General features: G+C 70.2%; 6 protein-coding genes. 4 read left to right on the forward strand and 2 right to left on the reverse strand.

What is annotated here, in order from left to right; all coding sequences use genetic code 11:
• Nucleotides 1-530 precede the first annotated feature (530 nt).
• The gene (locus WMF39_RS45375; RefSeq protein ID WP_437742646.1) at nucleotides 531-4,310 is read left to right on the forward strand and encodes a S8 family serine peptidase; all 3,780 of its coding nucleotides are present in this window, start codon (nucleotides 531-533) and stop codon (nucleotides 4,308-4,310) included.
• Here the strand turns inward: WMF39_RS45375 and WMF39_RS45380 are convergent.
• Nucleotides 4,291-5,571 (reverse strand): S1 family peptidase, encoded by a 1,281-nt coding sequence (locus WMF39_RS45380; RefSeq protein WP_437742647.1) that lies wholly within the window; start codon nucleotides 5,569-5,571, stop codon nucleotides 4,291-4,293. The two genes, WMF39_RS45375 and WMF39_RS45380, sit on opposite strands and share 20 nt — an antisense overlap.
• Nucleotides 5,572-5,620: 49 nt before the next feature.
• Nucleotides 5,621-7,273, reverse strand: a complete 1,653-nt coding sequence (locus WMF39_RS45385) for a ricin-type beta-trefoil lectin domain protein (RefSeq protein WP_437742648.1) — start codon at nucleotides 7,271-7,273, stop codon at nucleotides 5,621-5,623.
• Between the two features lie 545 nt (nucleotides 7,274-7,818).
• Between WMF39_RS45385 and WMF39_RS45390 the strand changes: the two genes are divergently transcribed.
• The 3 genes from WMF39_RS45390 (at nucleotide 7,819) to WMF39_RS45400 (ending at nucleotide 11,774) form a co-directional block, all read left to right on the forward strand.
• Complete coding sequence (locus WMF39_RS45390; protein ID WP_437742649.1) at nucleotides 7,819-8,841, forward strand: NAD(P)H-dependent oxidoreductase; 1,023 nt, start codon at nucleotides 7,819-7,821, stop codon at nucleotides 8,839-8,841.
• A 5-nt stretch (nucleotides 8,842-8,846) separates the two neighbouring features.
• Nucleotides 8,847-9,728: an RNA polymerase sigma factor SigJ gene (gene sigJ, locus WMF39_RS45395; RefSeq protein WP_437742650.1), complete on the forward strand. Its 882-nt coding sequence runs from the start codon at nucleotides 8,847-8,849 to the stop codon at nucleotides 9,726-9,728.
• 1,176 nt (nucleotides 9,729-10,904) lie between these two features.
• Nucleotides 10,905-11,774, forward strand: a complete 870-nt coding sequence (locus WMF39_RS45400; protein WP_437742651.1) for a hypothetical protein — start codon at nucleotides 10,905-10,907, stop codon at nucleotides 11,772-11,774.
• The last annotated feature ends 517 nt before the right edge of the window (nucleotides 11,775-12,291 follow it).

The raw sequence follows: 12,291 nt of genomic DNA on the forward strand, positions 1-12,291 counted from the left end.
AGCGGGCATAGCCTCGTGTGTCAGATGCCGATGGAGCCCAGCCGAGCACGACCCCACACCCCTGATCGACCGACTCGTGCGGCAGGGGCACGCGCGGCGTAAGGCGGATCCGGGCGATCGGCGGAGGCTGCGGCTGGGACGGAGATGCGCCGCGTCATCCACAATCCGAGGCCGAAGCCGGAGACGTGCTTCGTCGAGGCCAGCCGGGGGCCGGAGCGGCGGGCCGGCTCGTGTCCCGTGACTGTCACGTGACATTGTCACGTGACAGCGGGCCGTCGCACCGTGACATCGCGCCACCTCACGCCCGCCCTCGCGAGAGAAGCCGGCCGAAAGACATGGCCGCGCGTGCAGAACCGGCGGGCATGAGCATTGCCATGCCTGCCTGGCGCCCGGTGCACGCCCGACACGCGGGCCGGCGTCCAACGGGCCGGCGACAGGCACGTCATGCAGCGCGCCCCCTGAAGGTCCTCCATCGTGGACCTGCCGACTTCCATCTTGGTTCAATCTTCGGGCATCAGCGAGAGAATGATATGAAACGTGGACGATGGGTCGTCGCCGCAGCATTGATATGCAGCTGCGATGGCACGAGCGTCGCTCCGGGCGGCGCCCCGAGCGCCGGCGCGGCGCGACCGTCGAACGAGAGCATCCTCGGGTTCGAGGACGCGGGCGCGTGGACGCTCGATGGCGGCGCCGCGCAGGCGAGCGACCAGCGCGCGCACGGCGAGAAGAGCCTCGAGGTGCCCGGCAGCGGGTACCACGAGCTGGTGAGCGCGCCGCTCAGCACCCTCGCGGCGGTCCACTCCACCCTCTCCATCAGCCTGTCGCTCCCGGAGGCGCCGCCCGGCGCGGAGCCGCTGGGGCACGTCCACCTGTTCGTGGAGCTGCCCTCCCAGGGGATCGAGCGCCGGTTCGTCCAGGAGGTCGCGCTCCCCCAGGGAGCGGCGGGTCAGTTCACACGCGTCGATTTCGAGCTGCCTGCCGAGCTGGTGGCGGCGCTCAAGACAGAGTACGACGACCTGCGGCTCACGATCGCGCTGGATCTCCCGCGGGGCGCCACGGGCCCTTGCCGGCTCGACGCCATCCGCCTCGGCGCGACGGACGAGGCCCCGAGGCTCCGCGTCGCCGAGGACTACGCGAGGTCCTCGGCGAAGGGGGACATCGTGGCTCAGGGGACATTCACCCTGCGAGGCCGCGTCGAGGACAACACGCTGGCGCGATCGGTCAGCGTCAGCATCGGCGATGCGCCAGCGCAGGCGTCGGCGCTCACGCCGGCAGGAGAGTTCTCCATCGACCTGCCGCTCCGGAACGACCCGGGTGAGTTCCTGACGCCCAACCGGGTCCACATCGTCGCGACCGACATCGACGGCAACGAGAGCGCTTCTGACATCGTGGTCGTGTCCCTCGCGTCCATGGTGCCGGGCGAGCTCATCGTGAAGTTCAGCTCCGGCACGTCGACGGAGGAGCGCGGGAGGGTCCTCTCCGGTGTACAGGGCGCGCTCGCGCGGCAGATCACTCCGGACATGGGCGTGGTCACCGTGCCGAAGGGGACGGAGAGGGAGGCGCTCTCGGCGCTCCTCGCGGGCGGCGAGCCGGTGCGGCTCGCCCTGCCCAACCTGATCGCCGTGCCGACCTATGTGCCGAACGATCCATTCTATTATACGCAGGACTGGTACATCGAGGCGATGAACGTGGACGCCGCCTGGGATATCCAGCGAGGATCCCACGATGTCGTCGTCGCGGTGGTCGACAGCGGCGTGATTTACTATCAGGCGGCGTACTACGGCACGGACAATTGCGGCGGCCCGGGCCCTCATCCGCTGGTCGACAACATCTACCTCAACGCGGACGAGTGCTGCGCCGCGCCCCCGTGCAGCAGCGACTGCATGCCACTCACGACGGGCGGGACCTGCCCGCGGTCGGACCTGAACAGCGACGGCTGCCCCGGCGGCTGCGGGGTGGACGATGACGGCGACGGCGCGACGGATCTGCTCGATCCCGACGTCGCGCGCATCTACACGAACGACCTGGACGACGACGGCGACGGCTCGATCGCCGACGAGATCGGCCCCGGCGGCGTCGCCTGCAACGCCCTGCCCCCGGGCGCGCTGCTGGGCGCGCCCGAAGGACAGGACTGCGACGGAGCCGCGCGAGACGATGACGAGAACGGCTATCCGGACGACTGCCGCGGCTTCCAGTTCGCGCGCCCGGGGCAAGACCTCGGCGGCAGCCCGCTCAGGCCGAACGACCCGTCGCCCGTGGACACCGGAAACACGCACGGAGACATCGTGGCGGGGGCTCTCGGCGAGATCGGAGACGACTGCGCCGGTTACACCGGCGTGATGCAGCGGGTCAAGATCATGCCCCTGGGCAACGGGCGCCTGGAGACGCGCATCGTGAACGGCACACCGACGACCGTCGCCGCCCCGACGTACGACGCCATCCTCGAGGCGTACCAGTACGCCGCGCGCAACGGTGCGCACATCGTCAACAGCTCGTTCGGCGGTAGCTTCAACAGCTGGACGGGCATCTCGTACACTCCCGAGGACGCCCTTCGTCACCTGACGGAGGCCGTCTGGGACCTCGGCGTCGCCCACCTCTTGTTCGTGACCGCCGCGGGCAACTGGGGGACCAACCTCGACGCGGTCGATTCGTTTGGGAATCCGCTCGTCGCCGACTTCCCCGCTCATCTCGGGCTGCCCAACAAGATCGTGGTCGCGGCGAGCGACCAGTCCGGCAACCGCTCCGTCTGGACGGGCGGCCAATCGTCCGCCTATGGCGCGAAGACGGTCTCGGTCGCGGCGCCTGGCACGAACACGTTCCTCGGCGCCAACGGCACGTCCCTCGCCACCCCGATGGTCAGCGGCGTTGCCGGGCTGCTCCTGTCCCAGCACAGCGAGCTGCGGGGTGACCCCGTGCGCGTGGTGAAGATGATCGAGCAGACCGCCGCGCCGCTGCCCGCGTTCGCCGGCCTCACCCGCACCGGCGGCATCGTCGACGCGCACGCCGCGCTCACCGCGCCGCTGCCTCCGCAGCCGCTGTTCACCGACGGCACGGTGGGGCGCGTCCCGCTGGGCACGACGACCGCGACCAGCGACATCGACCTGATCGACATCGACAACGACGGTGATCTCGACGTGTTCATCACGCCCTACTCGGTCGCTCTCATGCAGCCGCGCCTGCTCAGGAACGACGGCGGCCACCTCGTGGACGTCACGGCGCTGCAGTTCCCCAGCGTGCTGGTCATTCACACCGATGTGGATTCCGGCGATGTGGACGGCGACGGCGACATGGACATCATCGCGGCAGCTGATTCCGCCACGGGCACGACGGCGTCGAAGCAGGCCGCCCTGTACCTCAACTCCGGCGGCACCTTCACGGTGGCCACGACCGGGCGCCTGCCATCGACCACGATGTCGGATCGCGCGGTCGAGCTCTGCGACGTGGACGCCGACGGCGATCTCGACGCGTTCTTCGGGAACGTTTCGCCGGGCAACTCGACGCTGCTCATCAACGGGGGCAACGGCGTGTTCACCGACCAGAGCAGCTTCTGGTTCGGCACCACGACGCAGAACATCACGGTGGAGAAGGCGCTGTGCGTCGAGATCGCGGACGTCAACGCTTCCGCGTGCGCTGGCCGCCCTGCTGCCCTGTGTGGGATCTGCTCGGATCCCAAGCGATCGGTCGCCGGGCTCGTGGCGAGCGGCGCGGTGACGCCGGCCCAGCAGGCGGATTGCCTCGCGATCCGTCAAGCCATCTACCCCGAGCTCATCCTGGCCGGCACCACGACGATGTTCTTGCGCAACACCCAGGGAGGCCCGTTCGTCAACGCCAGCGGTCGTCTGGGCGCTAGTTTGCCGCTGACGACGTTCGGGTCGGTCGACGTCGAGGCTGCGGACCTCGACACCGATGGGGACCTGGATCTGGTGTTCGCCCCCGCAAGCGGAGCTCAGATTGTCCTGCTCTCGAACAACGGGACCGGGTACTTCGCCAACGTGACGGCGAGCCGGATCAGCGCGCACGCCTACGACGCCGACGCTCGCGAGGTCGAGCTCGGCGACTTCGACATGGACGGCGACGTGGACATCGTCATGCTGCGGGGCAACATCCCCTCGATGTTATCGCGCAAGCACTCGCTGTACACGAACGCCGGCGGCTACTTCGCCCAGATCGACGCCCCCTGGCTCACCCAGACCCTCCTCTTGACGGCCGACGGGGACGTCGGCGACATGGATGGCGACGGGGACCTGGATCTCATGCTGGGGAATTACAGCCAGGCAAATCAGCTCCTGCTCAACACGACGGTGCCCTGAGCGAGAGGCTGTCAGGGAGAAGGCACAACAAGAAGAGGCAGCGGCGCTGTCGGCCGGCCGCCCGCCTCGCCCACGCCCCGAGCGCCGCCACGACGAGCCATCCGCGCCGCCGGCGCGCGGCCTCGCCGTCGCGATCGGACGGCCGGAGCGCGCATCCACCGGGCTCCCCGGCCGCGCCAGACTCAGGCCCGCCCGCCGCGGCCTCGCCGTCCGGCGGCGGCACGCAATCCGCGTCGATGTCCGGGCAACTTGGGTCGCAGGCCCCGTCGGGGCCGCAGCGGTCCGGGCCGGCGCAGTCGGGATCGACGGGATCGACGCACGCGACCGCGCAGATCCCATCCTTGCCGCAATGCGCCTCCGCGCAGTCCGGATCGGTCAGCGTCGGGCCGACATCGCACGACGCGCCGCAGATCCCGTCGCCGCGGCACGGATCGCCCGCCTCGATGCGGTCGATCTCGGGCTGGATGAACGCCTCGATCGCCGGGGCGTCCGCGCGGGCGCTCACGCCGTCGATCTCGCAGTGGGGGTCGCCGTAGGAGCTCACGCCGGCGACGCGCTCGACGCCCCCCCGCGCGAGGAGCGCGGGGCCGCCGGAGTCGCCGAAGCAGGTGTTGCCGCCGGCGCTCCGCGCGTAGAGCTGGGTCGCGTCGATGGGGCCGCTGTCCGTGTCCAGGCCGACGTCGTCCGCGGGCCCCACGGCGGCGATCGGGAACACGGCGACGCGGCGCGCGAGCGAGGTGCCCGCCTCGTCGATGCCGTGCCCCACGAACGCGAGGCGCGGGCCCACGTACCGCGGGCCGCCGTCCATGGCCTCGCGCAGGAGCGGCGCCGGGGCGACCGGCGCCGCGGCGGCGAGCTCGACGATCGCGAGGTCGCTGGAGAAGGTCGCCTCGTCGAAGCCCGGGTGCCGCACCGCCTCGACCGCGCGGACGACCGCCGGCAGCGGCGCCGCGCCCGGGCGGAGATCCTCGCCGAAGTAGATCCGGGTGATCCCTCCGCCGGGCCCGGCGGAGGGATCGAGGCAATGCGCGGCGGTGAGCACCACGCGGCGCGAGACGAGGACGCCGGAGCAGGAGGCGCCGCCCTCGTCCCCGACGCCGACCGCGTAGTCGCGCGCCGCGTCGAGCGCGCCGCCGAGGATCGCGGCCCGATGCTCGCCGACGCGCTCCGCCGCGCCCTCGAGCGCGTCCCGGGGAGCGCAGCCGGAGAGGGCGGCGAGGGCGAGGAGCGACACGGGCCGAAGGCGCCTTCGCGACATCATGAACCGCACCGCCTCTCGCCGCCTCGGCACCTCACCGCCTCTCACCGTCTCAGAAGCTGATGCTGGGCCTCATCCAGCGCTGCGCGCGCGTGTCGTTGCATTGCAAGATCTGGACGTTCGTCCCGGGATCGATCGCGCCGCCGCTCACGTCGAGGCAGAGCCCGCTGTTGAGGAAGGTCAGCACCTTGCCCGCCGCCGTCCAGAGCCACTTCTGGGCGTTGCTGCCGTTGCACACGCCGATCTGGACGTTGGTGCCGGACTGGACGGCGCCCGTGGCGTCGACCTCGAGGCAGCGGTCGTCGGCGATGGCGCTCCGCAGCTCGAAGCTCGGCGAGTAGAACCATTGCTGCCCGTTGCTCTCGTCGCAATCCCAGATGGCCACGTTGGTCCCCGGGGTCGAGCTGGCCCCGGCGACGTGGAGACAGCGGTTCCAGCTCAGGTCGCTCTGGATCTCGACGTAGTCGCTCCACTTCTGGGCGTTCGAGCCGCTGCAGGTCCCGGTCTGCACGGCCGCGCCCTCCGCGGTGCTGCCGCCGGCGACGTCGAGGCAGAGGTTCGCGGCCAGCGCGCTCCGCAGCTCGCCGCTCGCGCTCCGGGTCCACTTCTGGGCGTCCGTGCCGTTGCACTCCCAGGTCTGCACCTGCGCGCCGGGCGTCGTGTCGCCGCCCGACACGTCGAGGCAGCGGTTCGGGGCCACGCTGCTCCGCAGCTCGCCGCTCGGCGTGAGCAGCCACTCCTGGGCGCTCGTGCCGTTGCACTCCCAGGTCTGCACCGTCGCCCCCTCCTCCGTGCTGCTGTTCGACACGTCGAGGCAGCGGTTCGAGGCGACCCCGGTCCGGAGCCGCACGCGGCGGCCGTACATCGCCTCCAGCGCCCTGATGTCGCCGTTCGACAGCCCCACGCGCTGCGACGTGAAGGTCGTCCCGTCCTTCTTCGTGATCGTGGGCTGGCCGTTGGCGGAGAACGTGAAGGCGTCGTAGTGCATGATCGAGCCGAGATCGTATGGCCCGAGGTCCACGCCGTCCTTGTTGCTATCGACGTACCTGAAGAAGTTGTGCTGGTGGCCTGGATCGATGTTCTCGAAGTGCACCGTGATCGTCTCGTCGCGATCGGCCCTCGACTGCTCATGGTACAGGCCGACGGCGTGCCCGATCTCGTGGATGGTGCTGCCGGTCAAGCAGCCGGAGGCCAGGTCGATGAACTGCTGGCCGCCGCTCCGCCCCACGAGGGACGAGCACCCGGTGCTCGGCCGGAACGTCACGTAATCGACCTCGGTCGTGCGGAGCTTGAACCGGAGCGGCGTCGCGGACTGCATGTGAGCGATGGCGTCGTTCACCCGGGCCTGGTTGGGCAGGCTCGCGTCGATCGTGTACGGGACGACCCCGCCCGGCCACCGCGAGGCGCCGACGAGCCGCGCCGCGGAGCGCGCCTGCCGGTCCCGCTCGTCGAGGAGGATATCGCCCTCGAACACCGCCACGCCGCCGATCCGCTCGTAAACCACCTTCTGCGGCCCCAGGCCGGGGAGATCGACGATGCGCTCCTCGACGCGGCCGCGCACGCCGGGAAACGCGAGCTCCGTGCGCGCGTCGAAGGAGCTCCCGGCGCCCTCCCCGTCCGCGCCGGGCTCTCCGACGCACCCCGGGAGGAGCGCGAGCCCGAGACCAAATATCGCCTGAACACCGAACCTGTTCCGCATGATCATGAGTCTTCCTCCATGGGCGAGCGATGCGCCGAGATCGAGAGATCTCCGCCCTCGCGCAGCCACGTCGTCCCGGCCCTCGGATCCGAGCGGCGCTCCGGCGAGCCCGGAGGTGCCCACGGAGGCCTGCGGCGCTGGCCGCGGATCATCGGTCGTCACCCTCGTCGCGTCCGCGGAGGTTTCCCTGCGGGAGGACCTCGAGAGACACGGCGATGCCCGCTCGAGCGCGAGCCCGTCCTGGGACCATCCTCTGCGCGATCGTCAACCTGTGCCCTTTGAATGCCGCCGAGCCCGGCCGGCCTTCATGGATTCGAAGACGGGCACATCTTTTTTCTTCTGGAGCGCGTTCCGGGGAGATCTCGGGGCAAGAAGCCGGCGCCCGCGCGGCGCCCGGCGGCAGCAGCGGCTCGACGTGACATCGCCCGCTGGCCCCCTTCGACAGTCCATCGCCGCAGCGCTCGGGCGTGAGCGCCTGCGTCCGTGCTGCGCCGGCGGTCACATTCCGGGGGGCTGCCTTGTCCTGGGAGCGGACCCCACCCGGAGAGGACATGAAGAGACTGCTCAGAATCGATGCAAGCGCCCGTACGCAAGGGTCGATCTCGCGGAGCGTGGCGGACTATTTCCAGGTACGCTGGACAGAATCGAATCCGGGCGGCCGCGTCATCGTTCGCGACCTCGCCCGGTATCCGGTGCCGCACCTCGACGCCGTGACCATCGCTGCGTTTCTCGCGCCCCCGCCGCCTTCCGGGGGGCCGCCGCCCGAGGGCCTCGTGCTGTCCGACGCCTTGATCGATGAGCTGAGCTCGGCCGATCACTTGCTGATCAGCAGCCCGCTGTACAACCTCACGCTGCCATCGACCCTCAAGGCCTACTTCGATCACGTCATCCGCAATGACCGTACGTTTGCACAGGTAGAAGGGCGCTATGTGGGCCTCCTTACAAGCAAGTCGGCGTCCATCGTGACGGCGCGCGGCGGCGTCGCCTCGCCCGCCGCCGAGGACGAGCTTCAGACCCGCACGCTGCGGGCGATACTGGCCTTCATCGGCGTCACGAAGGTCGACGTGATCTCACTGGATGGGATGAGCGGAGACGAGGCCTCTCGGTCGCGTCGCGTCGCGTGCGCGCGGGCCGAGATCGACCATCTCTTCGCCTCTCCTGGAGAGCCGGTGTGGCTCGGGCCGCTCACCGAGGAAGATCGCCGGGAGATCGGCGGGCTGCGGGCTGCGCAGGCCGCTGCCATCCAGCGGGGCGACGCGGAGGCCTACGCGGCGCTTTGCACCGACGACATCCAGCTCCTGATCCCGGGGCACGATGTCGTCTCCGGCCGCGAGCGGTTCCTCGCGTGCGAAGCGGAGCTCTTCCGGAGCGCGAGCTTCGCGTCGTTCAGGAAGACGCCGGAGCGGATCGAGCGGAGCGGCGACCTGGCCGTCGAGGTGGGCCGGCAAGAGGTGGCCATGCGGCGCGGCGGGGCCGCGGGCGTCTTCGCGGCGCGGCAGAAGTACACGCATGTTTTCCGGCGGACGGCGCAGGGCTGGCGCTTCGCCGTGCTGATGTCCAACGCCATCGAGTAACCGTCATGGATCACCGAACGCGTCTTTTCGAGAGCCACCGCCCCCTCCTCGAGGGGCTCGCTTACCGGATGCTCGGCACGCGCGCCGACGCTCTCGACATCGTGCAGGAGACGTTCCTGAAGTGGAGCCAGACAGACATCGACCAGATCCGCGACGCGCGCGCGTGGCTCGTCACGGTGTGCAGCCGCATCGCGTTGAACACGCTGCAATCGGCGCGTTCCCGGAGAGAGACGTACGTGGGCACATGGCTGCCGGAGCCGTTGATGGAGGATACGCGGAGCCCTGACGAGGAGCCGCAGATCGACGAGACGGTCTCGGTGGCGTTGATGCACGCCCTCGAGAGGTTGACGCCGAAGGAGCGCGCCGCGTTCCTGCTGCACGACGTGTTCGGCTACAGCTTCGACGATATCTCCACCCTGCTCGGCAAAGAGAGCGCGGCGTGCCGGAAGCTCGCCTCCCGCGCCCGCGCGCGGGTCCGCGACGCGCGGCCGAAGTTCGCGGCGTCGTCCACCGAGCACCAGCGCCTCCTGACCGCGTTCCTGAACGCCGCCCGCGCCGGCCGGATCGACGAGCTCCGCAGCCTGCTCGCGGAGGGCGTGGAGCTCCACGCGGACGGGGGCGGCAAGGCCGAGACGGTGACCCACGTGCTCCGCGGCGCGGACGCGGTGAGCACCTTCTTCGCCCGCGTCTGGAGCGCCACGGCGCACCCCGATGGCCGCTACCGCTTCGTGCTGCGGTGGTTCAACGGCTCCCCGGGGCTCCTGGTCCACGACGAAGATCGGCTGATCGCCGCCGTGAGCGTGAGCGTCGACGAGGGCGTGATTCGAGGGATCTATGCCCACCGCAACCCGGAGAAGCTCGCAGCCTTCCTCGCGGAGGCTGGCTGAGCGGCGCGGGCCCGGCGAGGGAGGGGCTGAAGAGCAGCGGCTGACCGAGAGGAGAGGATGCGTGCGGGGGGCCGTGCTCATGAAACACACCTTCGGGTTCGATGCTTTGCGATGCCCGAGGTGCGAACGGAGGATGCGCGCGCTCTCCACGATCACGGACCCAGAGGCGGTGCGCCGCATCCTCGTTCATCTCAACCCCCCCTCACACCCGCGAACGGCAGCACCCGCACGCGACCCAACGTGGGAACCGATGGCGTTCGGGTTCGACGCCGCATAGCTGGGCCCACGACCCGCCCCCGTCATGGCGAGCGCACGCCGCCGTCCTCGAGGCACAGCTGCGCCCGGAGCACGCCGCCCTAGAGCGACAAACGGGTTGAAACTGCCTGAAAAGCGCAGAATTTCGAACCGCCAAGACGCCAAGATTCTTGTGTTTTTTTTAGCGTCTTATGGCGTCTTGGCGGTTCATTTCTCGCTTGATCAACGTGATCGGTGTTCTAGCCCTGCGACGGGGCAAGCGGGTGTCTGATGGGCCAAAAACGGGCTCGCCAGGCGCCGTCCCCGCGGGGCTTGACACGGGCGAAAGTTCTACCGTTTCCTATCCGCTCCGGCCCGACCGCGGTGCCGCGCTACCTGTTGCCGGCCACAAGCTCGGCGCTCAAGGCCGAGCCGATAGCCAAGGACGCCATCTACGCGGAGCTTCGTCCTCTGGCCCAATCGGGGAGATCCTTTCCTTCGCGCGCGTCGATGTACGAGCGGCGGCGCGTGCTCGCGCACCTGCTCGAGACCCATCTCGCGGCGCGATGAGGGCCATGTCCGGTTAGCGGGGCACCCGTCCCCGAACATTCGTGGCGACGCGCTCCTTGGACTCGGCCATCTGGCCCGGATCTTCCGGTCTCTTGCTCGCCTCCCGCCCGCGGTCCTGCACCCCGTGGGTGACGCGCCGGCGAGCGCGTTGCGCAACGGCGCAATCCATTGCGGTGAGCGGCAGGGCGTTGCGCTCCCCTCCTCTCCGCTTCCTCTCCGTCCTGCGCGGCAGCGCCGAGACATGAGCGCACCTCGCGCCGGCACACGTGTTGCCATGCCGCCACGCCGCAACGAAACCACGGCGTGTCGCCACGGCGGCAGGCCGGATCCCATCAGACATCACAGGAGGTTTTCCCCGTGAGTGAATCACCGATGTTTTCGACCATCGTCCTCCCCCCGGATCTCGTCGCCGACGACGTGTTCGGTCTCCGAGATCAGGTGAGCGCGCGGATCGCGGCGGTGCTCCGGCCGAGGGGCGGCAAGCGCAAGGAGGGCGACGCGCCGCTGCCCAAGGGGGTCGAGCCGCTCGCGGCGCTGCCGCCGCACATCGACAGGCCGTGGAGGCGCTTCGACGCGGCCGCGACGGAGCTTCAGGGGTTCCGCGAGCTGCGGGCGAGCGCGCAGGCGGACCAGCGCCACTCGGCGGCGAGCGAGGCCGAGCGGAGCGCGGCGAACACCGACAGCGACGACCGGTGGCGCGCGTTCGAGCAGTGGAACGCGGGAGCCGCCGGGCTCTCCGACGATGGGGAGAGGCCGGCGCCGTCCGAGGCGCGCTGGCTCTATGCGCAGCTCTTCCCGGCGCCCGAGGGGCTTCGCTTCATCACGCGCCGGCCGCGGCTCCAGTGGGCCGCGATGGTGCAGCGGATGAAGACGCTGGAGGAGGAGCGCGCGCAGGCGGTGATCGAGGGGTTCGGCGGGACCCGGCACCACCGGCAGCTCGTCGCCGCCCACGCGCGCTTCGGCGACGCCTTCGGCTTCACGACGGTGGCCCTCGCCAAGGAGGGCGGGCCGACCGATGGCCGGCCGCAGTGGAGCGCCGCCCGGGATGCGCTGCGGAGCCTGATCCAGAAGATCGAGAGCCACGCCGATCCGGAGATCCCGGGGAGCGAGGCGCTGGCCGCGTTCCTGCTGGCGCCCTACGTCGAGATGGTCGACGACCTCGCGAGGCCCCGTCGAAGGGCCCCCGCCAGGAAGCCCGAAGCCGTCCCGGCGCCCCCGGCCGGGGCTGTCGGCACGCCGTGAACCCGTCCGGGTGATCCGGCTCGTCCACGCGGGAGATGGGTGGCACCCGTCTCTCGGTGGACGGGCCTCCAGAAAAAGACGGGTCGCACCCCCCTCCGGGGTGGACGTGCCTCCAGCCAAAGATGGGTGCCACCCGTCTCCCGGTGGACGTGCCTCACGCAAAAGTCGGGTCGCACCCATCTCCGGGGTGGACGCGCCACCAGCAAAAGACGGGTGCCGCCCGTCTCCCGGTGGACGCGCCGCCAGAAAAACCGGTCGATGACGAGCGGGTGCCGGAAACAGTAGCGATTTCCATTGTTTACGCCTGTTTCGCCGACGAGGGTGGCTCCGGTGTGGCCCAACGGGGCGCCCTGCGCCGCCGCGTCGCCCGCGGTTAAGGGCTCGCGGCATCACCGGTCCCACCGTACGGCCACGCTGCACGCGCTGGTTGACATAGAGAACCTTACGCGATCCGCATCCCTCCTGGAAAGTGATGCTGTATCAGCAACTTATCCATACATCGAGGGGCCGTTTTCAC

The organism is Sorangium sp. So ce1504 (genome assembly GCF_051521635.1).
In the GTDB taxonomy this organism is placed as follows: Bacteria; Myxococcota_A; Polyangia; order Polyangiales; family Polyangiaceae; genus Sorangium; species Sorangium cellulosum_B.

Bases quoted from the DNA above. Each gene is read 5' to 3' on its own strand.
- WMF39_RS45400 (WP_437742651.1), top strand. From the start codon at position 10,905: ATGTTTTCGACCATCGTCCTCCCCCCGGATCTCGTCGCCGACGACGTG.
- WMF39_RS45380 (WP_437742647.1), bottom strand. From the start codon at position 5,571: ATGATGTCGCGAAGGCGCCTTCGGCCCGTGTCGCTCCTCGCCCTCGCC.
- WMF39_RS45385 (WP_437742648.1), bottom strand. From the start codon at position 7,273: ATGATCATGCGGAACAGGTTCGGTGTTCAGGCGATATTTGGTCTCGGG.
- WMF39_RS45390 (WP_437742649.1), top strand. From the start codon at position 7,819: ATGAAGAGACTGCTCAGAATCGATGCAAGCGCCCGTACGCAAGGGTCG.
- sigJ (WP_437742650.1), top strand. From the start codon at position 8,847: ATGGATCACCGAACGCGTCTTTTCGAGAGCCACCGCCCCCTCCTCGAG.
- WMF39_RS45375 (WP_437742646.1), top strand. From the start codon at position 531: ATGAAACGTGGACGATGGGTCGTCGCCGCAGCATTGATATGCAGCTGC.